Origin of the sequence: Aliidiomarina indica (assembly GCF_015354615.1) — a bacterium.
Taxonomy (GTDB): Bacteria; Pseudomonadota; Gammaproteobacteria; order Enterobacterales; family Alteromonadaceae; genus Aliidiomarina; species Aliidiomarina indica.
In genome coordinates this window covers 250,101-275,403 of the sequence record NZ_JACAVQ010000003.1, presented here as the reverse complement: position 1 = coordinate 275,403, position 25,303 = coordinate 250,101, and the positions used below count along the sequence as shown (strand labels likewise).

Below are 25,303 nucleotides of genomic sequence, written 5' to 3'. Positions count from 1 at the left end.
CGACATCAACTTGATTCACTGTTAGATTTAACGGCACGTCGTTTAAACAATTTATATCGAACGTGCGTATATCCCCTTGCATGCAACGAACGCAAATATGAGGAGTAGCTATGGCAGATCAGGATTACACCCCGCCGAAAGTTTGGAAATGGGAGCCCGGTAATGGGGGTAAATTCGCCAATATTAACCGCCCCACAGCGGGTGCTCGGGTGGAACGGGATTTGCCCGTTGGTAAGCACCCTTTGCAGCTGTATTCCTTAGCTACCCCCAACGGCGTGAAGGTCTCCGTGCTACTAGAAGAATTGCTCGATCGGGGCATCCTAGAAGCGGAATATGACGCTTGGTTGGTGAACATCATGGAAGGGGATCAGTTTGGTAGTGGATTTGTTGATGTAAATCCAAATTCCAAGATTCCAGCCATGATGGATCACAGTACACAGCCTCCAACGCGTGTGTTCGAATCAGGGGCCATCTTGCTCTATTTGGCAGAGAAATTCGGCGAATTTATTCCCAAAGATCCGGCAAAACGCACAGAATGCTTAAACTGGATATTCTGGCAAATGGGAAGCGCTCCCATACTTGGCGGCGGTTTTGGTCATTTTTACGCGTATGCCCCGGAGAAGTTTCGCTATCCGATTGATCGGTACACCATGGAAGTAAAGCGTCAGCTCGATGTGCTCGATCAGCAATTGAGCAAACACCCTTATATCGCAGGTGATGAATATACCATTGCCGATATGGCGATTTGGCCGTGGTATGGTGCTCTGGTGCGAAATGAAGTGTATGAAGCCGCAGAGTTTTTAGAAGCTCAGGGCTACACCAACGTGGTGAAATGGGCCGATAAAATTGCCCAGCGACCCGCAGTGAAACGCGGGCAAATGGTGAATCGTGCTTGGGGCGAGCCCCACGAGCAATTGCATGAACGCCACGATGCGAGCGACTTTCAATTACAAACCGAAGACAAGAAAGACTGATTGCGTTGCCTTAACTATACTGTTGGATAAATCCACAATGTTTGTGAGGCGCGTATGAAAAAATCAGTCAGTCGTGATGAGATTCTCGATGCAGCTCTCACACTGGGCAGTGAGCAGGGATGGGAAAGACTCACCCTGCACCACATTGCTCGCTATTTGCATATTTCACTGGCGCAAATTCATCGAGAGTTCCCACAAAAAGACGATATCGTAGACGCGTGGCTTGATCGGGCGGATCAGGCCATGCTGGCACAATTTCCAAAACACGCCAGCGACATCCATCTGAGCAACGATCATAGCCCCAATACCGCCCTAACCACCACAGAGCGCCTGCAGTTAGCCATGCAAAGTTGGTTCGATGCACTGGCCCCTTACCATAAACTTACCGGTGAGATGCTGTTATATAAACTCGAACCGGGGCATATTCATTTGCAAGCCGCAGGCATTTTGCGCATCAGCCGCACGGTGCAATGGTTTCGAGAAGCCGCCGAGCTCAAGGCGAGTAATCTGCAACGGATTGGCCAGGAGATTGCCCTAAGTAGCCTGTTTATTGGCATGTTCGTGTACTGGCTGAATGATAAGTCGCCTAACCAATTAAATACCCGCGCGCGATTGCAGAAAGCGTTGCTGCGTGGAAACCGCATTAGCCTGTGGACATAGCGCGATGGATCCCTTTACCCATGCTGCGGTAGGCGCACTGGCGGGAGTGGGGATACGTCAATTGCGTAGGCAGCAGGTAAAACATTCGTCAGATCAACCGCTCATCAGCCTGCGACATGCCATGCTCCTCGGTGCAGTCGCAGGAATACTTCCCGACATTGATATTCTTAGCTACTTTGTTAATCCTCTGCACTATCACGCCTATTGGCATGGCACCTATACGCATTCCCTAATACTCGCGCCGCTCTGGGCCGCACTCTTTGCAGTACTAATTATCGCAATTCAGCGCTGGGGCGGGGCCTCCATTCGCGCTAAAGGCACTGATGACAGATGGCTCATATACTGGATCGGATTAGCCGGCATTCTCTCTCATATAGGTCTTGATGTGATTACTGCCTGGGATGTGGGGATTTGGCTTCCTCTGAGCACAGAGCGGGTATCTTTTGGGCTGATATTTTTGGTCGATCTTGTGTTTAGCGGCAGTATTTTGCTTGGCTTATGGGCCGTTTATCGCGCATGGAAGCCTTGGGTGCTCATCGGCTGCTTGTTCTTCGCCGTGGGCTGGCTAGGCTTTGCCTATCAGCAAAAGCAGGAAGCACTTACTATTGCTGCCAGCACACATCCGCATGTAGCCGAGCAACTTACTGCATGGCCGCAACCGTTTTCAGTGTTTCATTGGAAACTGATAAGTATCGACGACCACGGCTACTGGCAAAGTCATGTGCGCGTCACGGAGCACGCGCCCTTGCAATGGCCGCTCGCCTCCATAGATAACACCGTGGCCGAGTTTGTATCGCCACAACAGGTGCAGTGGCAGTTTTATCCCACCACACCTCATCAAGCAGCTCAGGAGGCCTGGCAGCACCCTGAGTTTCAAGCCGTACGCGACTTTATGACCTATCCCGCCTATGTGAGCCACAACAGCGACGGATGCGTATGGTTTACCGACTTACTATTTACTATCCCTGAGCAATCGCCGCCGTTTACTTATGGTTTGTGCGCTGGCGGCAACGGTCAGTTTATTGTGGTGCGTAAACCCATCCTCAGCTTTTTTAGTCGTCTTTCTGATTAGCCGCTTTGAGTAGATATAGAAATACACCAAGACACACGAGAAATACCCCTATGCCGAGAGGCGAACCCCACGCTGAAGGCTGTAAAAGAGCTTCTATCATTGTTTTTCTCCGAAAATTTAACCTGCTTTAACACTGTAATCCTTAACCCACGGCTTAACAATATAGTTCAAAACCTGAGAAACGCGCCCAATAAAAAAGCAGAGGCGATGCCTCTGCTTTTTCGTGAGTTAAGATCAGCGTTTAGAAGTGGAACTGAGCACGTAATCCTAACGCTTTCGGTTTTTCGTTACCGTTAATGCCATCTTTAATATCAGAGAAAATTAGATTGGCCATAATGCGAACGTTCGCTGAAGCGTAGTAGTTCACACCCACGGTAATATTGCTCTGCTCACCACCGAGAACATCACCATCACTTAGATTAGCCACGCTATAGCGCGCCGCAACTTCCCATGCGCCCGCATCGCCCTTAGGTGTTACACCGCGAAAGTTACCGCCCCGATAGCCCCGTTTTTCGCCGGTAAGAATGTAGCTCACCTGAACATGGTAACCATCAAAAGTTACATCATTTGCTTGGCTACGGCTTACATTGTTCGCCAAGTACTCGGCTTCCATCGAGAACGGACCCGCTTGATAAGCTGCTTCTAAACCATACTTTAAGGTTGAGTCCACGTCGGTAAGGTTGCCAGTATCAATCAAACGAATATCCGCCGGACGAATTTCTGGGCGATCTCGGTAGCGCAAGCTATTGTAATCACCCCGATCTTCCGCTGCTACCGATACCCCTAAGTGTACTAAGGTATCACCGGTAACTGGCGTAAATACTAAACGGCCCGCCAACCCCATAGGGTCATCCGCGCTCGCCACGCGACCACTGCCGATACCGCGCGTATATACCATGCTTTGGAACAATACATTCTCGAACGACCGGTCATAGCGCACACCTAAACGGCGGCTATCGGCGGTAATATTGCTGTTAGAGGCACGTTCCATAAACGTGATGGCGTTTGAACTGGTGAGCTCGTTCAAGCCCATAGGTACTTTAACTTGACCAATCGTGAGGGTTCCATCGGCAAGCGAACGACGCAAGAACACATCATTTGCGCTGGTCCCGTTTTCAGCGAAGTCATACTCGATTTGAAATGACCACGTATCGTTCAGTTTTCCGTTCATGCCCAAGCGCGTCCGACGAACCGCGGTACTTGCGCCAAGCTCAGTGACGTCTGCGTCATAAGCGGCGGTATCCAAGTGCATACGACCCCGAACATCCACAGTTGGAGCGGCTTCAGCGATATCAGCGAAAATGGCAAAAGCAACAGCGGCTGCAACAACAGTTATTTTAATTGGCGTTTTCATAAAGGTTCCATCAGCAAGTTGAGTGTATGTGTAGATTTATCGTTGCTCTCGTTCAGGCAAGCCAGAACGGACGCTAGCAAAACTGACGCTTATTAAAGCCGAGTTATATGGCGGTTTTACGACGCTTAGATGACATTTTCATGACACAAGCGAGAAGAAGAGGGGGGGTTAGGTGCCATTTCCCCCAGTACGAGTGGTATTTACATACACCTTTGCCGACGACTGGACGGACGTTGAGTGAATGTTCCCCTGAAATATCTGGCGTTTAAATTCATGTCTTTGCTTTGATTCTGCGTAAGCTTTCGACTTATTGAAACGTACTCACATACAAAGCTTCTACTTTGTCCCGAGCCCATTGGGTTTTCCGCAAGAACTTTAAGGACGATTTAATCGACGGTTCATTTGAAAAGCAGTTGATACTGATGCGCCGATGTAAGCCCTCCCACCCGTAATGTTCGACGAGACGAGTCAAAATCTTTTCCAGCGTTAGGCCATGCAGCGGGTTATTTGGTTGTGTATTCATTGCAGCATTCTCAGTTGTTGTTGGCCCAACATATTAATCGCTGGGGCTAATTGAGAATGGATTTTAGCAGTAAATGATATCGAGTAGTAAAAGCAACGGCCCGAGCTAATGACGCCCTTCCGAAACCTTTTATTTATTAAGCCTAAATTTCAAAACGACGGAGTGTGAACTCATAATCATTGCTTACAGGAACTCGGATAACCATTTGCCTTACACCGGGTCGATGCTTTCGCCAGTTCCATTCTTCATCGACAAGTAAAATATTTGATAATCCAAATCGTTGCATATCCTCTAATGAGTAATCGAAACCTTGTTTAGGGCCAGTACCCATTGTTAGGTTGTGAAAAACGAGGCGAAAAACTGAGGGCACATAGTGCTGACCATAGACCGTAAGGAGATTGTCTACTTCGAGCTCGGCATAATACTCTGTTTCTGATGCCCTAATGCTATTTAACCACTCATCGAACCATTCCTGTGCACCTTCAGGTATCCTCCAATTCTGCTGCCACGCACTCCCGTGCCAGATCAGCACTGAGTCTTTGCGCAAGTATTTGGTTTTGCCCGCAGGAAATACATAATTTGCGCAAGATGACGCGCATACATCGAGAACTTCCACATCTAGCTCATGCTCAATAATCCAGTTCCCCAACTCAATTCCAAGCCCGATGTCGCCACCACCACTTGAAATCAAGAGTCGAGTGGGTTTGCTAGCGGCATTCTCATAAGCTGCGAAAAGCTTTTGATTCGACTCCTCCAAAAGATATCCGGTATACACCAAATAGCCATCTTGGATGCCCGCAAAGGACGGCTCATTTGCAAAGTTCGGATCATCCACTGAACTTGCGCAGCCACTGATTAGAACGACGATTAAAACGAGAAGTTTTTTCATGCGTCTATTCCTATTTACTTAAGTGAGCGAGATTTATCGCGCCGATATTAACTCTTAATTTTGTAGCCTGTCCGTAGCATCCACCAGGCAATACTAAAACATGTGACAAGAAATAGCGTGATCATGGCCAAGCTAAAGCCCACATGCACATCGGCGACACCGTAAAAGCTCCAACGAAAGCCATTAACTAAATAAACCACCGGATTAAACATAGTGATGGTTTGCCACAATGGCGGGAGCATACTGATGGAGTAAAAACTTCCCCCTAAAAACACCAGTGGTGTAATCACCATGGTGGGAATAATCCCCAAACGCTCAAAGCTGTCGGCCCAGAGCCCTAGAATAAATCCAAATAGACTAAAGGTGACTGAAATGACCACGAGAAAGAGCAACATCCACAGTGGGTAGAGCACGGAAAAATCCACAAATAGTCGCGCGCTCACTAGAATCAGTAACCCCAGCAACACAGATTTCGTCGCCGCTGCGCCAACGTATCCCAATATAATTTCGAAAGGCGTAATAGGCGCAGACAGCACTTCATAAATCGTGCCGGTAAACTTCGGCATATAGATACCCAGCGACGCATTCGAGGTGCTCTCCGTGAGTACGGTAATTAGGATTAATCCTGGAACGATGTAAGCCGCATAACTCACCCCGTCGATATCCATCATCCGCGAGCCAATCGCCCCGCCGAACACGATAAAGTAAAGCGACGTCGATAGAATGGGCGACGCTAAACTTTGCATCAAAGTGCGGAAGGTACGCGCCATCTCGAAATGATAGATCGCCTTAACAGCATGATGATTCATATACCCTCCGCCACTAAATCGACAAAAATATCTTCCAGTGAGCTTTGTCGGGTGTGCAAATCTCGGTAATCAATTCCCTGTTCTTGTAGTGCCTTCAGAAGACCACTGATTTCATGCCCTGCATGGCTGTCGTAGGTATACACAAGCTGCGCTCCGCCTTTGCTGAGCGTGAGATTATAAGGCGCCAGCGCCTCAGGCACCTGTTGCATCGGTTCGGCCAGTTCCAAGGTTAGATTTTTGCTACCCAAACGGGTCATTAGGGTTTCTTTTTCCTCAACCAGAATCAGCTCACCTTTATTGATCACCCCGATACGGTCTGCCATTTCTTCAGCTTCTTCAATGTAATGGGTGGTCAGAATAATGGTCACGCCATTGTCGCGGAGACGACGAATCAGACCCCACATATCGCGCCGCAGTTCGACATCGACGCCCGCTGTGGGCTCGTCCAAAAATAAAATTTCCGGCTGGTGTGAGAGCGCTTTAGCAATCAGAACCCGACGTTTCATGCCACCTGATAACGTCATAATCTTGCTCTTCCGCTTATCCCATAACGACAAGTCGCGCAGAAGACTTTCTAAGTACACTGGATCGGCAGGCTTACCAAACATTCCCCGACTTAAGGTGACGGTGTCCCATACGGTTTCAAACATGCTGACAGAGAGTTCTTGGGGCACCAAGCCGATTTTCTTGCGAACTTCCCGATAGTCACGAATCACATCCAACCCATCCACTTGAATGCTTCCCGGGCCTGGCTTTACCAAACCGCACACAATGCTGATCAATGTCGTTTTACCCGCACCATTGGGGCCCAACAGCGCCAGAATTTTCCCGCGCTCAACTTGCAGGCTTACATCCTTTAACGCCTTGTGACCCGACGGGTACGCTTTGCTTAGGTTTGAAATTTCAAGAATATATGAACTCATGCTGTCAAGATCTCTGAATCATGTTGCGTTTGTGCGTTTTGATTGTACTCCGCTGCAGTCACAATAAAACTGCCTAATTTCACTTTTTGGTTGCATGAGTTGCGGATGCCTGTCACTTGCGGAATGCCCGCTACGCAACCCGCAGGATGTGTTAGCAAAAGAGGGACCGGGTCCGCGTATTTTGGAGCAGGAAAGCTAAAGGGATCATGTCATGGTAGCCCATATTCTCCGCAAACACGCCCCTTCCTAAATTTGATCCCGTGACCGCACCCATGAAAGCTTTGTCATTTTACCGCCAGCGGTTTACCGGGAAAGACTGGAAAACGCTAGTTTAGAGCTGTGTCATGAATGGGGAAGTGGACAGTGATGGAGAAGAGTTTAATTTCGATTTCTGCGAGTCGTGTTTCGGGTTAGTGCTAAAGAAGGTCAAAGAGTTACATGCCAGAGGATCCATGGAATCCTTGCTATTGGTTTCCGACCATTGAATGTTACATTGAGTTTTTAAAGAGAGAGAAAATTATGTTATCAATATTTTTATTAAGTACGTTACCAATCATCGTATTGGATGTGTCTGAGGTTCCGACAGTCGAGCCCGATCGGGCACCTCTTTCAGAACCTATGATACTAGTTAACAAGGAAGGAGATTCTGAACAATTCAGAGGTATACCTCCAACACATGGGGTACTATTTATTGGAAGGGAGCATAAATGTTTTGAAGAAAAAGAACAAATTGGCTTCGCATTTAATCCAGCCTCTAATTCGACCACCGCTGCTGAAGCTCTCACAAAACTAGCAGTTGAGGGCTCATCAGTATTGGATAGTAGTACTAGCCCCCTTTATCCATACCTTCAAATCTGGGTTGATTTAGATGGGTCCGGCACTTGTTCTTCGAATGAAGTTTATTCAGCTCAAGACATGCATCTGTCATTTGATTTAGAATCAGTATCAGACAGTGATTTTCGCTATGGCGACCGCTGGTCAATTAATGCAGAAATCAGTTTTACTTTTAAATTCTATAACGAATTTGGGGAGCTCACAGAGTCAACTCCTAAAGTCGCATATAGCAGCTTATTACGATCAGAATAGTTTTTTTCATTTCAGGGCGATTTTGATGTACGCCCTTATTTAATGAGGTTTTACTACGATGAAAGTACAAGGGAAAAAAGATCGCTCACTGTTGTTTAAGAATATTACGATAGCATTGTTGGTATTTTTGCCGTTTTTCTTGAGTGCTGCTTGGCTCATATCGAGTGGGAATGTGAATATCAAAATCTCTATCATAATGACCATTGCTTTTACTGCAATATTTTACATTCTCATTAATGATTATTTAGAATTCAAGAAGGCACCCGACACGATTATTTTTGATTTGGAAAGCGGTACTGTAACTCGAGATAATGAAGTGGGCTCTTCAGTATTTAAAGGTATGTACTTTAAGGCCCGTTGCGATCGGGCCCGGCGACAATAATTCGTTGATTTGTTCCTTCAGGCACCACAACAACGGCATTTAAACGCCATTCTCCCAAAGTACGAGTGGCATTTACATACACCTTTGCCGACGACTGCGGCCCCGATACCGTGTATTCAAGATTGGCGTTGCCATCAGGCCCACTTGTTGAAATATTGCCCCATACGAAACGACTGGGAGTCATCGGGGTTCCAACAATCGCCACTACATGCCTATCATCCATCACCGCACTGAGTGAGCGCTCGTAAGCTTCCCCCTTTAGCAATGACATAACAAACCAAAACACAGCCCCAACCATCACCGCAAAAACAAGGGTCGCGCCAGTTCCGAGCAGAATCCATTTTAGGTTTTTACGCACGCTCATTCTCTAAAATCACTCCACAGTCACACTCTTTGCTAAATTCCGCGGTTGGTCTACGTCGGTGCCTTTGATGATGGCCACGTAGTAGCTGAGTAGCTGCAGCGGGATGGTGTACACGATGGGAGCAACGAGCTCATCAACATGATTAAGGTTAATGACGCGCATGCTGTCGTCGCTGGCAAACTCAGCGTCTCGATCGGCAAATACGTACATAATGCCGCCGCGAGCGCGCACTTCTTCCACGTTCGATTTAAGCTTTTCGAGTAGTTCGTTATTCGGTGCCACCACAATGACCGGCATTTCTGCGTCGATGAGTGCAAGTGGCCCGTGTTTTAACTCACCGGCTGCATAGGCTTCGGCGTGAATATAGCTAATTTCTTTGAGCTTGAGTGCGCCTTCCATTGCGATAGGGTATTGCTCCCCACGACCTAAGAACAAACTGTGCTCTTTGTCGGCAAACTCTTCGGCAAGGGCTTCAATCTCTTTGGTGATCTTCAGTGCGTGCTCGAGGTGGTTAGGTAGCGTTGACAATGCATGGGCAATGCGACCTTCGATGTCCGCTTCGGCGCCATTGTAGCGACCAATGGCTGCGACTAGCATCAGCAAACCTGCCAGCTGCGTGGTAAAGGCTTTGGTTGAAGCCACACCAATCTCAGCGCCTGCGCGCGTCAAGAAGGCTAAATCAGATTCGCGTACCATGGATGAAGTTGCCACGTTACAAATCGTTAAGGTTGAGCGATAGCCCAAGGTTTTTGCAAGCCGTAGCGCTGCGAGCGTATCGGCGGTTTCACCGGACTGGGAAATAGTGACCAGCAGGCTGCCTGGAAATACATGAGATTTGCGATAGCGAAATTCAGATGCAATTTCCACGTTGCAGGACACGCCTGCATGTTGCTCTAGCCAATAGCGCGCGACCATCCCTGCATGGTAGCTCGTACCACAGGCAACGATTTGCACATGACGGATATCTTTGAAAATAGATTCTGCTTCTTCGCCAAAGGCGTTCACGTGAATTTCTTCGCCATTCACGCGTCCTTCAAGGGTGTTACGCACCGCGAAGGGTTGTTCGTGTATTTCTTTAAGCATGTAGTGGCGATATTCGCCTTTACCGCCGGCATCGTATTGCAGATCGGAGGTAACCACATCACGCTTCACTTGCTCGCCATCAGCGGCAAAAATAGTAACGCTGTCACGGGTAACTGAGGCCACATCGCCTTCTTCGAGATAGATAAAATCGCGGGTGACCGGAAGCAAGGCAAGCTGATCAGAGGCGATAAAGTTCTCGCCAATCCCCAAACCAATAACCAACGGACTGCCGGAACGGGCCACCACAAGCTCACCGGGATGGCGCTTGTCCATAATCACGGTGCCATAAGCGCCCTCAAGCTGTTTTACGGTAACCTTCAAGGCATCCAGTAGGCTCACTCCTTTCTCGAGCTCGTGGTGCATCAGGTGGGAGATTACTTCCGTATCGGTTTGCGAGGTAAATACATACCCCAAGCCTTTTAGTTTTTTGCGCAGGCTTTCGTGATTTTCGATAATACCATTGTGGACTACCGCTAAGGTGCCATTCGAGAAGTGGGGGTGGGCATTGGCCTCGGTAACACCGCCATGGGTGGCCCAGCGCGTGTGCGCAATACCGCTCATGCCATTCACACCGGTTTCGTCTAACGCCTCGCCTAAGGCCTGAACTTTACCGACCCGACGCAGCTGGTGCAGTCCATCGTTGTTTAACAATGCCATTCCCGCCGAATCGTATCCGCGGTACTCCAAGCGACGTAAACCTTCGAGCAAAATACCCGCTACGCGCCGTTCTGCTGTGGCCCCAACGATACCGCACATATTACTTCTCTCCTTTTTTTGCCGGGCGCTTATAGCCCTCTATATTCCGTTGTTTTGCTCGACCCACTGCAAGGGCAGCGTCGGGCACGTCGGTGGTAATCACAGAGCCGGCCCCGGTAATCGCACCAGCCCCTATATGCACTGGTGCAACAAGGGAACTATTCGACCCAATAAAGGCGTTGGCACCAATCTCTGTTTTATGTTTGTTTACGCCATCGTAATTGCAGGTAATGGTTCCCGCACCTATATTGGCGCCGGCTCCTATCGTGGCATCGCCCAAATAGCTGAGGTGTCCCGCTTTAGCGCCTTCGCCTAAGTATGACTTCTTCATTTCCACGAAGTTGCCTACTGCCGAATCTTTCGCTAATTCGGCACCTGGGCGTAAGCGCGCAAATGGGCCTACTTGGGCCTGTTCGCCCACTTTCGCCCCTTCGAGGACAGAATTTGCTTTAATGCGTGCACCATTAGCAATGTGGCTATCGCGTATCACGCAGTTTGGTTCAATAACAACGCCGTCACCGAGATATACATTCCCTTCCAACACCACATTCACGTCGATCACCACGTCGTTACCCACACGCACCATGCCCCGCACATCAATACGGGCAGGGTCGAGTAGGGTGGCGCCTGCAAGCATCAGTGCTTCGGCCTGCCGTTGCTGATAGGCACGCTCCAACCCAGCTAATTGCACACGGTTATTGGCACCTTCAACTTCGGGAATATCCCTTGGCTGTGCGCTAGCAATGCGCACACCTTCAGATGCGGCCATCGCCACGATATCGGTGAGATAATATTCACCTTGAGCGTTTTGATTATCCAACTGCTGTAACCAACGCTTTAGATCAGCGCCATTCACCGCCATCATGCCGGTATTTACTTCATCAATTTGATGTTGCTCGGGGCTGGCGTCTTTGTGTTCAACAATGCCGGTTATCTCGCCGTTTTCGGTGCGAACAATGCGTCCATAGCCGGTGGGGTCTGGGAGCGTTACCGTAAGTAACGCCATGGCCTCATTTCCTTTGGCTGCTAACAAGCCTTGCAAGGTTTCTGGGCGAGTGAGGGGAACATCGCCATAGAGAATCAAAACGGTTTCATCGTCACCAATATGGGGAATCGTTTGCTGCATCGCATGGCCAGTGCCTAGTTGCTCCGCCTGTTCTACCCAATTAACGGCATAATCACTAAGGGCGCTACGAAGGTGATCAGCACCATGGCCGTACACCAATTGCAGCTTTTCGGCTCCGAGAGCAAGGGCCGTATCGATGACATGTGCAACCATGGGCTTTTGTGCCACAGGATGAAGCACTTTAGGCAAGTTTGAGCGCATCCGAGTGCCTTTTCCTGCCGCAAGAATTACTACATTAAGCGAAGGCTGAGTCATATAGCCTGATTCCTTGTATTCACTGTTCTTAATTGATTCGCACTATTCTAGCAGGCTTCGAATAGGTAAGAAATGACAACAAAACGTTAAGGTTGTTTCCCCCGAGTCGACTCCTGCGGGCCAAGTATTCCACCCCATTTGGTTTTCATGATGAGAGAAAAGAAAAACCCGGCCGGAGCCGGGTTTTTTATGATCGGTTGATCGCCTTTGCGAACCTGTTATTTGCCTTTGCGCTTTTTCAGTTGCTGCAATACACGCAACTGGGCAACTGCTCGGGCAAGCTCTGCTGCAGCTTCGGCGTAGGACATATCAGGCGACGAGTGGGCCAGCGCTTCACGCGCTTCTTTAATGGCTTTCTCAGTTGCCTGCTCATCCAGCTCACCACCGCGTACTGCCGTATCCGACAACACGGTAACTGATTCTGGTTGAACTTCCATGACGCCGCCGGCGATGTAGAAAAACTCTTCTTCACCGTCTGCGGTTACTACGCGAACCATGCCAGGTTGCAAGGCGGTCAGCAATGGAGTGTGTCCTGGTAAAACACCCAGTTCACCCTCACTACCCGTCACCTGAATCGAGCGAACGTCGCCGGAGAACAAACGATCTTCAGCGCTTACTACGTCCAGATGTACTGTGGATACCGCCATTACAAACCTCCCGTTCGATTACATTTTGTTGGCTTTTTCGACTGCTTCGTCGATGGTACCAACCATGTAGAACGCCTGTTCTGGCAAGCTGTCGTAGTCACCGTCAAGAATGCCTTTAAAGCCGGCAATAGTATCTTTCAGGGATACGTACTTTCCTGGCGCGCCAGTAAATACTTCTGCTACGAAGAACGGCTGTGATAAGAAACGCTGAATCTTACGAGCGCGTGCTACCACTTGCTTATCTTCTTCAGAAAGCTCATCCATACCCAAAATCGCGATGATATCTTTCAGTTCTTTGTAACGCTGCAATACTGACTGCACGCCACGTGCAGTTTCATAGTGCTCAGAACCAATCACCTGAGGGTCCAGCTGACGCGAGGTAGAATCAAGCGGGTCTACTGCTGGGTAGATACCCAGTGCAGCGATGTCCCGTGACAATACAACGGTTGCGTCCAAGTGAGCAAACGTGGTCGCTGGTGACGGGTCAGTCAAGTCATCCGCAGGTACGTATACCGCTTGGATTGATGTGATTGAACCTGTCTTGGTTGAGGTAATACGCTCCTGCAGTACACCCATCTCTTCTGCTAGCGTAGGCTGATAACCTACCGCAGATGGCATACGACCTAGAAGTGCTGATACCTCAGTACCGGCCAACGTGTAACGATAGATGTTATCTACGAAGAACAGAACGTCGCGGCCTTCATCACGGAATTTCTCAGCGATGGTCAAACCGGTCAATGCTACACGCAGACGGTTTCCAGGAGGCTCGTTCATCTGACCGTACACGAGCGCTACTTTGTCGAGTACGTTAGAGTCTTTCATCTCGTGATAGAAGTCGTTACCTTCACGAGTACGCTCACCAACACCTGCGAATACTGAGTAACCGCTGTGCTCGATTGCGATGTTCCGGATCAACTCCATCATGTTTACGGTTTTACCTACACCGGCACCACCGAACAAACCAACCTTACCACCTTTAGCAAACGGACAAATCAGGTCGATAACCTTGATGCCTGTTTCCAGTAGTTCAATTGAGCTTGACTGTTCTTCATAAGAAGGCGCTTCACGGTGAATAGACATACGCTCTTCTTCACCGATATCACCTGCTTCGTCGATAGGCTCACCCAGAACGTTCATAATACGTCCTAGAGTTGCTTTACCAACGGGAACCAAAATTGATTCACCTGTATTTTCAACACTCAATCCACGACGAAGACCGTCGGTAGTACCGAGTGCAATCGAACGCACAACACCGCCACCAAGCTGTTGCTGAACTTCCAGGGTTAACCCTTTCAGATCGCCTTCAGCGATGCGGAGTGCGTCGTAGATCTTTGGAACGTCAGTTTGTGGAAATTCGATATCCACAACTGCGCCAATGATTTGGACGACCTTACCTTGACTCATGACTTATCCTCTAACTCTGCAAATCTTTCTGACTGTTGCCTTAAACTGCACCGGCACCCGAAACAATCTCTGAAATTTCCTGGGTAATCGCAGCCTGACGGGCCTTGTTGTAAACCAACTGAAGGTCGTCAATAAGCTGGCCAGCATTATCAGTAGCGGATTTCATTGCCACCATTCGAGCGGCCTGCTCGCTAGCGAGGTTTTCTACCACGCCTTGATATACCTGGCTTTCAATAAACCGACGCAACAGCGTGTCCAGAATAGACTTAGCATCCGGTTCATACAGATAATCCCAGGCATGTTCACGCTTGGCAGTCTCTGTTTTTGGCAATGGCAACAGCTGGTGGATCACCGGCTCCTGAGTCATGGTGTTTACAAACTTGTTGTACACCAAGTAGATCTTGTCGAGCTCGCCTTCTTCGAAAGCCTTGAGCATGACAGAGACCGTACCAATCACGTCTTCTACTTTTGGTTTATCACCGAAAGCTGACGCTTGTGACAGGATGCTGCCTGATAACCGCTTAAAAAAGCCTGACGCTTTACTACCCAAAGCAGCGAAGCTGACATCAACGCCTTTCTCTTGCCAGACTTGGACATCACGAATGACTTTACGAAATTCGTTACTGTTCAAGCCGCCACACAAACCACGGTCTGTGGAGACGATGATGTAACCAACGCGTTTCACCTCGCGTTCTTCCAACCACGAATGGCGGTACTCGAGGTTACCTTGAGCAATATGGCCGATCACTTTGCGAATGGACTCAGCGTACGGACGGCTTAACGCCATCTGTTCCTGCGCCTTCTTCATCTTGGACGCAGCGACCATTTCCATCGCGCTGGTGATCTTCTGAGTATTATTAATACTCGCGATCTGAGTTTTAATCTCTTTACCAACGGCCATGATTAATCTCCTGCGTTACAACGACTGAAGGCCGCAGTTTCCTGCGGCCCGCTTCTTACCAACTTTGAGTTGATTTAAACTTCTCGATACCTGCTTTAATTTCAGCATCGATAGTGTCGTTGTAATCGCCTGTTTCGTTGATTTTCGCCATAAGCTCCGCATGCTCGCTCTTAAAATAAGAGAGCAGGGCACTTTCGAAATCCTGAATTTTATTAATCGCAATACCTTTCAGGAAACCTTTTTCAGCTGCATAGATAGAGATACCCATCTCGGCAACGCTCATTGGCGCATATTGGTTCTGCTTCATCAGCTCGGTAACGCGCTGACCATGCTCAAGCTGTGAACGTGTTGCTTCGTCGAGGTCAGAAGCGAACTGAGCAAACGCTGCAAGTTCACGATACTGAGCCAACGCAAGACGAATACCACCGCCCAGCTTTTTGATGATCTTAGTTTGCGCTGCACCACCTACCCGAGAAACCGAGATACCTGCGTTAACTGCAGGGCGAATACCCGCGTTAAAGAGGTCAGTTTCCAAGAAGATCTGACCATCGGTAATTGAAATTACGTTGGTCGGTACGAACGCAGATACGTCACCTGCTTGTGTTTCGATAATTGGCAATGCGGTAAGTGAACCGGTTTTGCCCTTCACTTCGCCATTGGTGAACTTCTCTACGTAATCAGCGTTTACGCGAGCAGCACGCTCCAACAAGCGCGAGTGTAGATAGAAAACATCACCAGGGAATGCTTCACGGCCTGGCGGACGACGTAGCAACAATGAAATTTGACGATAAGCAACAGCTTGCTTCGACAAGTCATCGTATACGATTAGTGCGTCTTCGCCGCGATCGCGGAAGTATTCACCCATAGTACAACCAGAGTACGCAGCCAAGTATTGCAGAGCGGCTGATTCAGACGCAGATGCTGCAACAATGATGGTGTGCTCGAGGGCGCCGTGCTCTTCAAGTTTGCGTACTACGTTGGCGATAGTCGATGATTTCTGACCGATTGCCACGTACACACACTTAATGCCAGTGCCTTTCTGGTTGATGATGGCATCCACAGCCATCGCTGTTTTACCGGTTTGACGGTCACCGATGATCAGCTCACGCTGGCCACGGCCGATTGGAATCATCGAGTCAATTGATTTGTAACCAGTTTGTACTGGCTGATCAACCGATTTACGCTCGATAACACCCGGTGCAATTTTCTCAACTGGCTCAAAGCCGTCTGCATCAATTGCGCCTTTACCATCAATTGGCATACCTAGCGTGTTCACAACGCGGCCTAACAGCGCACGTCCTACTGGAACTTCTAAGATACGTCCGGTTGATTTAACTTTTGTGCCTTCTTGTAGGTCGCCATACGGACCCATTACTACCGCACCTACTGAGTCGCGCTCAAGGTTTAGTGCGATGGCATAACGATTCCCAGGAAGCTCGACCATCTCCCCCTGCATACAATCGGCCAATCCGGTAATGCGGATGATGCCGTCTGTTACAGCGGTGATAGTACCTTCATTACGAGCTTCACTGACAACTTCGAACTTCTCAATTCGTTTTTTGATCAGTTCTGCAATTTCATTTGAATTCAGTTGCATGCTCTCGTCCCCGATTATGATTGCAGTGTGTTGGCAAGCCGTGTCAGCTTACTCTTCAGTGTGCCGTCGATGACCAGATCACCGGCCTCTATCAACAGTCCGCCCATAACAGACGGGTCTACACTGCAATTGAGCTTAACTTTGCGTGCGAGACGTTTTTCCAACGCTGCGCTTAACTTCGCCTTAAGGGCGTCGTTGAGTTCAACTGCAGATACAACATCCACAGTGACCTCTTTCTCGTAGTCAGACCGAAGCTGCCCGAATAAACGTGCAACCTCTGGTAAAGCTACCAAGCGTTCGTTATCTGCCATCACTTTAATTAAGTTCTGGCCGTTCGCGTTGAGCTGTTCACCGCAGACACCAACAAAAACGGTGGTGACTTGGTCACGGCTAGTGGCGCTTTTTAAAAAGTGGTGCATGTCTTCTTGCACTGCAACAGCAGCGGCAAATTCCAACATTTCGTTCCACTCGGCGATCGCACCCTGCTCAACAGCAAAATCAAAAGCTGCTTTGGCATAGGGGCGAGCGATCGTAGTTTGTTCCGACATCTGCTCTACCCCCGTGATTACAATTCAGCGACAAGTTTTTCAACAATGTCGCTTTGCTTCTGTGCATCAACCTCACGCTCGATGATTTTCGACGCACCAGCAATGGCTAAAACACCCAGCTGCTTGCGCAGTTCTTCACGAACGCGGTTACGCTCAGCTTCCACTTCTGCATAACCGGAAGCGATAATTTTTTCGCGCTCTGCGTGGCCACGTTGAGTTTCTTCTTCAACCAGTTTAGCGGCCCGTTTCTTGGCCTGGTCAATTAAGGTCGCAGCTTCTAATTTTGCTGCTTTTAACTCGTCGTCTGCTTGCTTGCGCGCTTGCTCTAGGTCTTTCTCGGCGAGTTCTGAAGCTGCCAGACCGTCAGCAATTTTCTTCTGACGTTCTTCAATAGCATTATTCAGGGGTGGCCATACGAACTTCATACAAAAAAGTACGAAGACCACAAACGCGATCATAAGACCTATCAGAGTTGCGTTGATATCCACAACGGATCTCCTCTAAGTTGGTGACCGTCGAGTTTCAATTAGCCTAATAAGCCAACAAAAGGATTCGCAAATACGAAGAACAGAGAAACACCAACACCGATCATTGAGATCGCGTCGATAAGACCTGCCAAGATGAACATCTTAGTTTGCAGTTGCGCAGCCATTTCTGGTTGACGAGCAGTTGCTTCTAAGAACTTACCACCCATGATGGCGAAGCCAATTGCTGTACCCAGAGCAGCTAAACCGATAATGATTGCTACAGCTAAGATTGTAAATGAAACTACAGTTTCCATTGATATCTCCAGTTTTTCAGATAGTTAAAGTTAAAAGTACAAATAAAACGTTGAATTTATTGAGCGTGTTGCCACGCTCATATTGCTTACCTAGTGTTTTTCACTGGCCATACTCAGGTACACGATCGTGAGCATCATAAAGATAAACGCTTGCAAGATAATGACCAGAATATGGAACACAGCCCACGCGAAGTGGAGCGGCAGCTGGAACAATCCAATCATCGCGATCAGAATGAAAATCAGCTCACCGGCATACAAGTTTCCGAACAAACGCAGTGACAACGAGATTGGTTTAGCAATCAGGGTCACGAGTTCGAGAACCAGGTTAAACGGAATCAATGCCCAGTGATTAAACGGTGTGAAAGTAAGTTCCTTCACGAAACCACCCAACCCTTTGTGCTTCACTGAGTAGAAAATAATCAAGACAAACACACCCAGCGCGAGGCCTAAGGTGACGTTCAAATCGGTTGTCGGTGCGGCTTTCATGTAACTCCACGGGTGATCCATGGCCCGCGCAATCACACCTGCACCCTCAGACACTTCGCCTTTACCCATGCCGCTCGCTACCGTGATACCTAACAAGCCCCAGAATAATGGGAAGAAGTCCACAGGAATAAGCTTCATCAAGTTCATCAGGAATATCCAGACGAAAATGGTAAGGGCTAATGGTGCAATTAGTTTGCTCTTGGCATGGAAAGTTTCTTTCACCGAGGTATCGACGAACTCCACCACCATTTCAATAAAACATTGTAGTTTACCTGGAACGCCAGTTGTTGCCTTGCGCCCAACGTAAGCAAATAACCATACGAAGAAGCTCCCAAGCACAATCGCCATCCCCAGAGAATCCACGTTCACGGTCCAGAAACCTTCACCGATCTGTGCATTCTGCAAGTGGTGCGAAATGTACTCCGTTGGAGTCATTTTTCCATCAGCAGCCATGTTAAGTAACCCAAGTTAGTTAATTTTCAAATGTAAAATTGGTGCTAGCCAGTGCAAGATTGTAATGACGCCGAATACCACAAAAAGCGGTAACCAAGGACCTTCAAGAAACACAAAGGCCATTACAAACAAGCACATGGTGAGTGCGATCTTTAAACCTTCGCCCACGTAGAAACTATTCACCACAGCGGGTGCAGCGCGGGCGCCTCCGGTTCGAAATGCGAACGCGGCAAATACTATATTTGGGAGTAAGCCGATGATGGCTCCAGCAGTAGCGGTTATCACTGCCGGTATTCCCAAAGTAAGTCCGAAAATGAAAATTAATATGGCTGCGCTGAGGGCTTGAAGACGAATTAAGCGCTTAGCGAGGATCCGGCCTTTATGCGTCATCTCATGGTGATGTTGGGCCGCCATATCCGAAACCTTTCATTTTCCTGACAAAAAACACCGCTGTCGAACAGTCGAACGGCGATGTTTGATAAAATCTGTTGGTCGAGGCTTACACGCCCCCCAGCAAAAGCTGCGCAGATTATAAAGTTTTCGCCTGAAATTGCAAATGAAGTCGGTGGAAAACTGAAGCGAAGTGAACACAAATGTCACCTCGCGCTAATGCAGATGTTATAAGCATCCGACCAGTTATTTGATGTGGGCTAGAATTCCATCAAGTTCATCAAGAGAAGCGTAGTTAATCACCAGCTTGCCACGACCTTTGCGGTTATGGCTAATGGCCACTTTTGCGCCTAGCTGTTCGCTCAGTTTTCGTTCAAGCTGCTGCACATCAGGATCAACTTTCTTTTCTTCTTTCTTCACTGGGTTCAATGCGCGCGCCACCAGTTGTTCGGCTTCGCGCACTGTCATACCTTTGGCGGCGATAATCCGAGCTAGGTCACTTTGTACCTCACCCTCCACACCTAACAACACTTTGGCATGACCAAGTTCAATATCGCCCCGCTCAAGCAGAATTTTCACATCGTCATTCAATAGCGTTATGCGAAGTAAGTTAGTTACCGTTGTGCGTGATTTACCTACTGCCTCAGCCACGCTTTGATGGGTCATTTCAAACTCATCCATTAATCGTTTCAGGGCGTTGGCTTCTTCTAACGGATTCAGATCTTCCCGTTGAATGTTTTCAATCAGCGCGATAGCAACCGCGGCTTCGTCGGGAACATCTTTAATGAGGCAAGGAACTGTATCGAGCTGGGCCAGTTGCGCCGCGCGCCAACGACGCTCACCCGCAATAATTTCAAAGCTATCTTTTTCAGCCAAAGGGCGCACCACGATGGGCTGAATAATTCCTTGCGCTTTGACTGAATTGGCTAAATCTTCCAGAGCTTCTGGCGACATATCTTTGCGTGGTTGATATTTACCAGGTCGTAAAAACTCGACCGGCAACTTCCGTAACTCACCCTTATCTAGGGCATCGGTTACATCAACCCGTTGTGCCTCCTGACGGGCAACAGCGTTGGCGCTGGTAGCTAATAGGGCATCTAAGCCGCGCCCTAAACCTCGTTTTTTAGCAGACATAAACAAAGTTCCTTATGAAGCGTTTGCGCTTGTTTCGGCGCGGCGAATCACTTCACCGGCGAGAGCCAAATAAGCTTTTGAACCTGTTGATGATTTGTCGTAATACATGGCAGGCGAACCAAAGCTTGGTGCTTCTGCTAAACGCACATTACGAGGAATCACAGTACGATACACTTTATCACCAAAGTGATTTTTTAATTGTTCCGATACATCATTGGCTAGACGATTTCGAGGATCGTACATGGTGCGAAGCAAGCCTTCGATATACAGCCCCGGATTCACAATAGAGGCGAGTTGATCGATTGTATCCATCAGTGCGGTTAATCCTTCTAAGGCATAATATTCGCACTGCATCGGCACCAAAACAGAATCTGATGCTGCCATGGCATTCACCGTCAGCAAGTTAAGCGATGGCGGGCAATCGATGAAGATAAAATCGTAATGGTCGCGCACCGGATCAAGGGCCCGACGCAACCGCGTTTCCCGGGAAAATACTTCCATCAATTTGATTTCAGCGGCAGTGACATCACTATTGGCTGCAATTAAATGATAATTTCCAGAGGTTTCTGTTTGGATTACGATGCTTGCAGGCTTTTCATCCACTAGCAAATCGTACACCGTGTGAGGCACTTCGTATTTATCAACGCCGCTACCCATGGTGGCGTTGCCCTGGGGATCCAGATCAATCAACAACACCTTACGCCGGGTGGCCGCCATTGAGGCTGCAAGATTCACTGCGGTCGTAGTTTTTCCAACGCCGCCTTTTTGATTGGCAATTGCAACGACTTTCCCCACGAAATTTCCTCAAATTATTGTTCTTGATGCCCGTTGAGTGGGCGCATTAAGCGACGTTATCGCGTCGCACAATCTACTCTGTTACTCGAACATCGACGATGTGACGCATGGCATCTAGGTTTGGAACCTGCAGTGGATACACCGCATGAATCCGATATGGCGCGGGAACGCTATTCAACTCTTCTTCGGATGGAGCCCCTTTGAGCGCCAAAAATCGTCCTTGCTCAGAAGGAAGATGATGACACCAGCTAAGCATATCTGCAAGTGACGCGAACGCCCGGCTCACCACCGAATCAAATCCTACAATGCCGACGTCGCTAGGTTGGAAATCCTGAACCCTAGCCAGTACCGGGGTAACATTGGTTAACCCCAATATATGGACCACCTGACGGATAAAAGTGATGCGTTTGGTTAAACTATCAAGCAACACGAATTGCTGATCGGGATTACAAATTGCTAAGGGTAATCCCGGCAAGCCCGGTCCGGTTCCGACATCGATAACGTGCGTGCCATGCAAGTACGGACCCACCACAATACTGTCCATAACATGACGAATGAGCATGTCATGGGGATCTCGCACCGATGTTAGGTTGTACGCACCATTCCATTTATACAGCAATCCAAGCAACGCAATAAGCTGTTGTTGCTGTGCTTCGCTTACTGATAAATCAGTCTCTTTTAGCAGTTTGCTTAATTTTTGTTTTAATTCTGCTTCCGGAAATGGCCGAAGTTTTGCCATGACAATCCCTTAATCCACTTAATGCACCGCAAACGCTATGCGCGATGATGCTCGGTTACGCGCTCTTGCGAAGTAAACCTTGTTTCTTTAGGTGCACCAACAACATGGAAATGGCCGCTGGCGTAATTCCACTGATCCGTGCTGCCTGACCGATGGTATCCGGACGATGCTCGTTGAGCTTGGCAATCACCTCATTGGAGAGTCCGGAAATATGTTGATACTCAAATTCTTTCGGCAGCTTGGTATTTTCATGGCGTAACTGCTTGGCTATTTCTTCTTCCTGACGTTTGATGTAGCCCGCATATTTCACTTGAATCTCGACCTGCTCAGCTGCTTTTGGATCCACTAATCCAGGGCCTAGCGCATCAATCTTCATTAACGCATCATAAGTGACTTCCGGACGTCGCAATAGCTCTTCTAAGCTTGCTTCCTTGCTAATTGGTGTTTTTAGCAATGGGTTTACAGCGTCGGTAGCAACGTGATCTTTGTGAATCCAGGTAGAACGTAAGCGTTGCTGCTCTTGTTCAACCGCTTCCAGCTTGGTATTAAACAACGCCCAGCGGGTATCGTCGACCAAGCCTAACTTCCGGCCTTGCTCGGTTAAGCGCATATCGGCGTTATCTTCGCGCAGCAACAATCGATATTCAGCACGGGAGGTGAACATCCGATAAGGTTCTTTGGTTCCCAAGGTTGCTAAATCGTCAATGAGCACGCCCATGTAAGCTTGATCACGACGGGGTGTCCATGCTTCTTGGCGCGATACGGCCAAGGCGGCATTCATGCCGGCGATTAAACCCTGAGCGGCGGCTTCTTCGTAACCTGTTGTCCCGTTAATTTGACCAGCAAAATACAAGCCTTGGATATATTTGGTTTCCAATGATTGTTTAAGATCACGCGGATCAAAGAAATCATATTCGATGGCATAGCCTGGGCGCGTAATATGCGCATTTTCGAATCCACGGATGGAATGCACCAAGGCCATTTGCACATCAAAAGGTAAGCTGGTGCTGATGCCATTTGGATAGAGTTCTTGGGTATTTAACCCTTCTGGCTCAACGAAGATTTGATGTGAGTTTTTATCTGCAAAACGTACCACTTTATCTTCGATCGATGGGCAATATCGTGGGCCAATACCTTCGATCACTCCCGAATACATGGGTGAGCGATCCAGTCCTGATTTAATAATATCGTGAGTTTCGTTATTGGTATGGGTGATGTAACAGCTAATTTGCTCGGGGTGATCATCAGTACTCCCAATAAACGAAAATACCGGTCGTGGTGAATCGCCAGGCTGTTCTTGCATCACTGAAAAATCAACGGTGTTGGCATCGATTCGCGGTGGCGTTCCGGTTTTTAAACGATCAACGCGAAGAGGAAGCTCGCGTAAACGACGGGCTAAAGCAATCGAAGGAGGATCCCCTGCGCGACCACCACTGAAATTTGATAAACCAATATGAATTTGTCCACCTAGGAAAGTACCTGTGGTGAGTACAACTGCAGGTGCATAAAACTTTAAGCCCATTTGCGTTATCACGCCTTCAACGCGAGGACCTGTTCCTGTTTCGGTGACAATAAGATCATCAGCGGCTTGCTGAAAGATTTTCAGATTCGGTTGCGATTCTAAGGTTTGGCGAATAAAGGTTTTGTATAGTTGACGATCGGCTTGAGCACGCGTAGCGCGAACGGCTGGACCTTTCGAGGCATTCAGAGTCCGAAATTGAATACCTGCGCGATCGGCAGCACGACCCATGATGCCACCTAAGGCATCAATTTCTTTTACCAAATGTCCTTTACCAATACCACCAATGGCTGGATTACATGACATTTGTCCTAAGGTATCGATGTTATGCGTGATCAGTAGCGTTTGCTTTCCCATACGCGCAGCTGCAAGTGCCGCTTCGGTACCTGCGTGTCCGCCACCAATAACAATCACATCGAACCGTAAATCTGTTGCCATACCGATCTGAACCTCGATCTTAAAGCGTCAATAAATAAGGTCTATAAGATAGAGCTAGTGGATCCTCAATTGATCATAAGGATCGTGAACTTAGGCAATTCCCATAGATAGCCGACTATTGTAGCACTTTTATGGGTGACTCAAAATGCTTTTCAAAGGGATTTGCATAGGACGAATGGGTTGCGTTTGATCACGCATGGCTTGGGTAATATATAGATCTATATTTTTTTAAGATCTCTTTATTATGATTACTATTAGCGCGCCAAAGATCTGTGGATAGCCCGTTTTATATAATTAAAATCAAAAGGTTAGCTTTAATGTTTGGATGTGCATAAACAGGGATCTTATGGACGCATAAACAGTGGGATAACTTGATGCTTATCCACAGTGAAAGTTATCCCCAGATCTATCCCCGGATCGGATCACAGCATTGATCCCTGTTTATCCCCAGCTTTTGAAACCGGTGGGTAAAGATCCGCGTAACCTGTGTATAAGATCCAAATAACTTTTTATTTTCGTTTTAAATCAAGGGTTGATAGCGTGGATAAGGTTATTCACTGCGGGCTGATTGCCATGTATCTAGCCACTTCACTGCGTTAGCTTCCGGATCTAAATCGTTCAGCATATCGATCGTCAGACTGTCGCAGATCCGTGTGGCACCTAAGCCAGAAAACAAGGCATCTGCATCTTGGGCGGCTTGGCAAAAGGTATCGTAGCTTGAATCCCCAATGCCAATAAGAGCATATCGAACGCCTTCTAATGCAGGTCGCTGATCGCTTAATGACTGCATAAACGGGTAGATAGAATCGGCATATTCACCGGCACCATGGGTCGCCATACAGCACAGCCAAAGGGCATTTTCTGTGGGCACTTCGGTGAGATCGGGTTGGTCATGCAGGGTGGTTGTATGGCCCTCGGAAATTAGCGCTTGGCTTACTGCGTCTGCGAGATATTCAGTATTTCCTGATGTGGTGCCGATGAGTATATGAAAATGCATAACAACCTTAAGATGAATGAGTAGATACGGATATGTTGTAGTTTTTCGGGGAAACGAACAAAATTCAACAAAAAGTTGATATCCAGGTGCTTGATTAATGCGCAATTCGTCCGTATCATCGCGCCCTCATTAACCTTTATGTCTAGGTTATCTAACCAAAACAGTGCGTTTTCTTGCAGTTTTAGATAGATAAAACAGTGCATTTTACAGGTTTTGGA

Annotated in this window: 27 protein-coding genes; 5 read left to right on the top strand and 22 right to left on the bottom strand. The window is 48.2% G+C overall.

The window, feature by feature from the left end:
* The first annotated feature begins 110 nt into the window (after positions 1-110).
* Genes yghU through HXZ99_RS07035 form a run of 3 tightly spaced genes read left to right on the top strand, consistent with a single transcriptional unit; the run spans position 111 to position 2,706 of the window.
* A complete protein-coding gene (yghU, locus tag HXZ99_RS07045; RefSeq protein WP_194756576.1) occupies positions 111-974 on the top strand; it encodes a glutathione-dependent disulfide-bond oxidoreductase in 864 nt (287 codons plus the stop codon).
* A 54-nt stretch (positions 975-1,028) separates the two neighbouring features.
* Entirely contained in the window at positions 1,029-1,634 is a 606-nt protein-coding gene (locus HXZ99_RS07040; RefSeq protein ID WP_194756575.1) for a TetR/AcrR family transcriptional regulator, read from the top strand.
* Complete coding sequence (locus HXZ99_RS07035) at positions 1,606-2,706, top strand: metal-dependent hydrolase (protein WP_194756574.1); 1,101 nt, start codon at positions 1,606-1,608, stop codon at positions 2,704-2,706. Before HXZ99_RS07040 ends, HXZ99_RS07035 begins: the two co-directional genes overlap by 29 nt.
* Positions 2,707-2,947: 241 nt before the next feature.
* Here HXZ99_RS07035 and HXZ99_RS07030 read toward each other — a convergent pair whose 3' ends face one another.
* From HXZ99_RS07030 to HXZ99_RS07010, 5 genes are all read right to left on the bottom strand, one after another.
* A complete protein-coding gene (locus HXZ99_RS07030; protein WP_194756573.1) occupies positions 2,948-4,060 on the bottom strand; it encodes an OprO/OprP family phosphate-selective porin in 1,113 nt (370 codons plus the stop codon).
* Positions 4,061-4,367: 307 nt separating this feature from the next.
* Complete coding sequence (locus tag HXZ99_RS07025) at positions 4,368-4,583, bottom strand: VF530 family protein (RefSeq protein ID WP_194756572.1); 216 nt, start codon at positions 4,581-4,583, stop codon at positions 4,368-4,370.
* Positions 4,584-4,725: 142 nt separating this feature from the next.
* Positions 4,726-5,472, bottom strand: coding sequence for a hypothetical protein (locus tag HXZ99_RS07020; protein WP_194756571.1), 747 nt, complete (start codon positions 5,470-5,472; stop codon positions 4,726-4,728).
* 47 nt (positions 5,473-5,519) lie between these two features.
* Positions 5,520-6,281 (bottom strand): ABC transporter permease, encoded by a 762-nt coding sequence (locus HXZ99_RS07015; RefSeq protein WP_194756570.1) that lies wholly within the window; start codon positions 6,279-6,281, stop codon positions 5,520-5,522.
* Complete coding sequence (locus HXZ99_RS07010; protein ID WP_194756569.1) at positions 6,278-7,204, bottom strand: ABC transporter ATP-binding protein; 927 nt, start codon at positions 7,202-7,204, stop codon at positions 6,278-6,280. Before HXZ99_RS07010 ends, HXZ99_RS07015 begins: the two co-directional genes overlap by 4 nt.
* 438 nt (positions 7,205-7,642) lie before the next feature.
* Between HXZ99_RS07010 and HXZ99_RS07005 the strand changes: the two genes are divergently transcribed.
* Together HXZ99_RS07005 and HXZ99_RS07000 are read left to right on the top strand one after the other, a co-directional pair.
* Positions 7,643-8,290: a hypothetical protein gene (locus tag HXZ99_RS07005; RefSeq protein ID WP_194756568.1), complete on the top strand. Its 648-nt coding sequence runs from the start codon at positions 7,643-7,645 to the stop codon at positions 8,288-8,290.
* A 58-nt stretch (positions 8,291-8,348) separates the two neighbouring features.
* The gene (locus HXZ99_RS07000) at positions 8,349-8,672 is read left to right on the top strand and encodes a hypothetical protein (RefSeq protein WP_194756567.1); all 324 of its coding nucleotides are present in this window, start codon (positions 8,349-8,351) and stop codon (positions 8,670-8,672) included.
* On the opposite strand, the gene HXZ99_RS06995 is transcribed toward HXZ99_RS07000, so the two are convergent.
* From HXZ99_RS06995 to HXZ99_RS06915, 17 genes are all read right to left on the bottom strand, one after another.
* Entirely contained in the window at positions 8,638-9,036 is a 399-nt protein-coding gene (locus HXZ99_RS06995; RefSeq protein ID WP_194756566.1) for a cytochrome c oxidase assembly factor Coa1 family protein, read from the bottom strand. The two genes, HXZ99_RS07000 and HXZ99_RS06995, sit on opposite strands and share 35 nt — an antisense overlap.
* Positions 9,037-9,045: 9 nt before the next feature.
* A complete protein-coding gene (glmS, locus tag HXZ99_RS06990; RefSeq protein WP_194756565.1) occupies positions 9,046-10,875 on the bottom strand; it encodes a glutamine--fructose-6-phosphate transaminase (isomerizing) in 1,830 nt (609 codons plus the stop codon).
* Position 10,876: 1 nt separating this feature from the next.
* Positions 10,877-12,256: a bifunctional UDP-N-acetylglucosamine diphosphorylase/glucosamine-1-phosphate N-acetyltransferase GlmU gene (glmU, locus tag HXZ99_RS06985; protein ID WP_194756564.1), complete on the bottom strand. Its 1,380-nt coding sequence runs from the start codon at positions 12,254-12,256 to the stop codon at positions 10,877-10,879.
* A gap of 218 nt (positions 12,257-12,474) precedes the next feature.
* Positions 12,475-12,903 (bottom strand): F0F1 ATP synthase subunit epsilon, encoded by a 429-nt coding sequence (locus HXZ99_RS06980; protein WP_194756563.1) that lies wholly within the window; start codon positions 12,901-12,903, stop codon positions 12,475-12,477.
* A gap of 18 nt (positions 12,904-12,921) precedes the next feature.
* Positions 12,922-14,307 (bottom strand): F0F1 ATP synthase subunit beta, encoded by a 1,386-nt coding sequence (atpD, locus tag HXZ99_RS06975; RefSeq protein ID WP_194756562.1) that lies wholly within the window; start codon positions 14,305-14,307, stop codon positions 12,922-12,924.
* Between the two features lie 40 nt (positions 14,308-14,347).
* Positions 14,348-15,208, bottom strand: a complete 861-nt coding sequence (atpG, locus tag HXZ99_RS06970; RefSeq protein WP_194756561.1) for a F0F1 ATP synthase subunit gamma — start codon at positions 15,206-15,208, stop codon at positions 14,348-14,350.
* A 55-nt stretch (positions 15,209-15,263) separates the two neighbouring features.
* Entirely contained in the window at positions 15,264-16,805 is a 1,542-nt protein-coding gene (atpA, locus tag HXZ99_RS06965; protein ID WP_194756560.1) for a F0F1 ATP synthase subunit alpha, read from the bottom strand.
* Between the two features lie 14 nt (positions 16,806-16,819).
* Positions 16,820-17,353 (bottom strand): F0F1 ATP synthase subunit delta, encoded by a 534-nt coding sequence (atpH, locus tag HXZ99_RS06960; RefSeq protein ID WP_194756559.1) that lies wholly within the window; start codon positions 17,351-17,353, stop codon positions 16,820-16,822.
* A 17-nt stretch (positions 17,354-17,370) separates the two neighbouring features.
* Positions 17,371-17,841, bottom strand: a complete 471-nt coding sequence (gene atpF, locus HXZ99_RS06955; protein ID WP_194756558.1) for a F0F1 ATP synthase subunit B — start codon at positions 17,839-17,841, stop codon at positions 17,371-17,373.
* A 38-nt stretch (positions 17,842-17,879) separates the two neighbouring features.
* Positions 17,880-18,134 carry a F0F1 ATP synthase subunit C gene (gene atpE, locus HXZ99_RS06950; protein ID WP_143235714.1) on the bottom strand — a complete coding sequence of 85 codons (255 nt, stop codon included), beginning with the start codon at positions 18,132-18,134 and terminating at the stop codon, positions 17,880-17,882.
* Between the two features lie 90 nt (positions 18,135-18,224).
* Positions 18,225-19,073 carry a F0F1 ATP synthase subunit A gene (atpB, locus tag HXZ99_RS06945; RefSeq protein WP_194756557.1) on the bottom strand — a complete coding sequence of 283 codons (849 nt, stop codon included), beginning with the start codon at positions 19,071-19,073 and terminating at the stop codon, positions 18,225-18,227.
* Between the two features lie 15 nt (positions 19,074-19,088).
* On the bottom strand, positions 19,089-19,487 hold the full coding sequence (locus tag HXZ99_RS06940; RefSeq protein ID WP_194756556.1) for an ATP synthase subunit I: 399 nt from the start codon (positions 19,485-19,487) through the stop codon (positions 19,089-19,091).
* Positions 19,488-19,709: 222 nt separating this feature from the next.
* On the bottom strand, positions 19,710-20,597 hold the full coding sequence (locus HXZ99_RS06935) for a ParB/RepB/Spo0J family partition protein (RefSeq protein ID WP_194756555.1): 888 nt from the start codon (positions 20,595-20,597) through the stop codon (positions 19,710-19,712).
* Positions 20,598-20,609: 12 nt separating this feature from the next.
* Positions 20,610-21,392 (bottom strand): ParA family protein, encoded by a 783-nt coding sequence (locus HXZ99_RS06930; RefSeq protein ID WP_194756554.1) that lies wholly within the window; start codon positions 21,390-21,392, stop codon positions 20,610-20,612.
* Between the two features lie 73 nt (positions 21,393-21,465).
* Entirely contained in the window at positions 21,466-22,131 is a 666-nt protein-coding gene (gene rsmG, locus HXZ99_RS06925) for a 16S rRNA (guanine(527)-N(7))-methyltransferase RsmG (protein WP_194756553.1), read from the bottom strand.
* A gap of 55 nt (positions 22,132-22,186) precedes the next feature.
* Positions 22,187-24,088 carry a tRNA uridine-5-carboxymethylaminomethyl(34) synthesis enzyme MnmG gene (mnmG, locus tag HXZ99_RS06920; RefSeq protein WP_194756552.1) on the bottom strand — a complete coding sequence of 634 codons (1,902 nt, stop codon included), beginning with the start codon at positions 24,086-24,088 and terminating at the stop codon, positions 22,187-22,189.
* Positions 24,089-24,638: 550 nt separating this feature from the next.
* Positions 24,639-25,085: a flavodoxin domain-containing protein gene (locus HXZ99_RS06915; RefSeq protein ID WP_194756551.1), complete on the bottom strand. Its 447-nt coding sequence runs from the start codon at positions 25,083-25,085 to the stop codon at positions 24,639-24,641.
* Positions 25,086-25,303 lie beyond the last annotated feature (218 nt).

Excerpts from the sequence above, each read along its gene's own strand:
- atpG (WP_194756561.1), bottom strand. The coding sequence starts at position 15,208 with ATGGCCGTTGGTAAAGAGATTAAAACTCAGATCGCGAGTATTAATAAT.
- HXZ99_RS06980 (WP_194756563.1), bottom strand. The coding sequence starts at position 12,903 with ATGGCGGTATCCACAGTACATCTGGACGTAGTAAGCGCTGAAGATCGT.
- atpB (WP_194756557.1), bottom strand. The coding sequence starts at position 19,073 with ATGGCTGCTGATGGAAAAATGACTCCAACGGAGTACATTTCGCACCAC.
- HXZ99_RS07020 (WP_194756571.1), bottom strand. The coding sequence starts at position 5,472 with ATGAAAAAACTTCTCGTTTTAATCGTCGTTCTAATCAGTGGCTGCGCA.
- HXZ99_RS07005 (WP_194756568.1), top strand. The coding sequence starts at position 7,643 with ATGCCAGAGGATCCATGGAATCCTTGCTATTGGTTTCCGACCATTGAA.
- atpD (WP_194756562.1), bottom strand. The coding sequence starts at position 14,307 with ATGAGTCAAGGTAAGGTCGTCCAAATCATTGGCGCAGTTGTGGATATC.
- HXZ99_RS07010 (WP_194756569.1), bottom strand. The coding sequence starts at position 7,204 with ATGAGTTCATATATTCTTGAAATTTCAAACCTAAGCAAAGCGTACCCG.
- HXZ99_RS07000 (WP_194756567.1), top strand. The coding sequence starts at position 8,349 with ATGAAAGTACAAGGGAAAAAAGATCGCTCACTGTTGTTTAAGAATATT.
- HXZ99_RS07030 (WP_194756573.1), bottom strand. The coding sequence starts at position 4,060 with ATGAAAACGCCAATTAAAATAACTGTTGTTGCAGCCGCTGTTGCTTTT.
- atpA (WP_194756560.1), bottom strand. The coding sequence starts at position 16,805 with ATGCAACTGAATTCAAATGAAATTGCAGAACTGATCAAAAAACGAATT.
- HXZ99_RS06940 (WP_194756556.1), bottom strand. The coding sequence starts at position 19,487 with ATGGCGGCCCAACATCACCATGAGATGACGCATAAAGGCCGGATCCTC.
- glmU (WP_194756564.1), bottom strand. The coding sequence starts at position 12,256 with ATGACTCAGCCTTCGCTTAATGTAGTAATTCTTGCGGCAGGAAAAGGC.
- HXZ99_RS07040 (WP_194756575.1), top strand. The coding sequence starts at position 1,029 with ATGAAAAAATCAGTCAGTCGTGATGAGATTCTCGATGCAGCTCTCACA.
- atpE (WP_143235714.1), bottom strand. The coding sequence starts at position 18,134 with ATGGAAACTGTAGTTTCATTTACAATCTTAGCTGTAGCAATCATTATC.
- atpH (WP_194756559.1), bottom strand. The coding sequence starts at position 17,353 with ATGTCGGAACAAACTACGATCGCTCGCCCCTATGCCAAAGCAGCTTTT.
- mnmG (WP_194756552.1), bottom strand. The coding sequence starts at position 24,088 with ATGGCAACAGATTTACGGTTCGATGTGATTGTTATTGGTGGCGGACAC.
- HXZ99_RS06995 (WP_194756566.1), bottom strand. The coding sequence starts at position 9,036 with ATGAGCGTGCGTAAAAACCTAAAATGGATTCTGCTCGGAACTGGCGCG.
- rsmG (WP_194756553.1), bottom strand. The coding sequence starts at position 22,131 with ATGGCAAAACTTCGGCCATTTCCGGAAGCAGAATTAAAACAAAAATTA.
- HXZ99_RS07015 (WP_194756570.1), bottom strand. The coding sequence starts at position 6,281 with ATGAATCATCATGCTGTTAAGGCGATCTATCATTTCGAGATGGCGCGT.
- yghU (WP_194756576.1), top strand. The coding sequence starts at position 111 with ATGGCAGATCAGGATTACACCCCGCCGAAAGTTTGGAAATGGGAGCCC.
- HXZ99_RS06935 (WP_194756555.1), bottom strand. The coding sequence starts at position 20,597 with ATGTCTGCTAAAAAACGAGGTTTAGGGCGCGGCTTAGATGCCCTATTA.
- HXZ99_RS07025 (WP_194756572.1), bottom strand. The coding sequence starts at position 4,583 with ATGAATACACAACCAAATAACCCGCTGCATGGCCTAACGCTGGAAAAG.
- HXZ99_RS06915 (WP_194756551.1), bottom strand. The coding sequence starts at position 25,085 with ATGCATTTTCATATACTCATCGGCACCACATCAGGAAATACTGAATAT.
- glmS (WP_194756565.1), bottom strand. The coding sequence starts at position 10,875 with ATGTGCGGTATCGTTGGGGCCACAGCAGAACGGCGCGTAGCGGGTATT.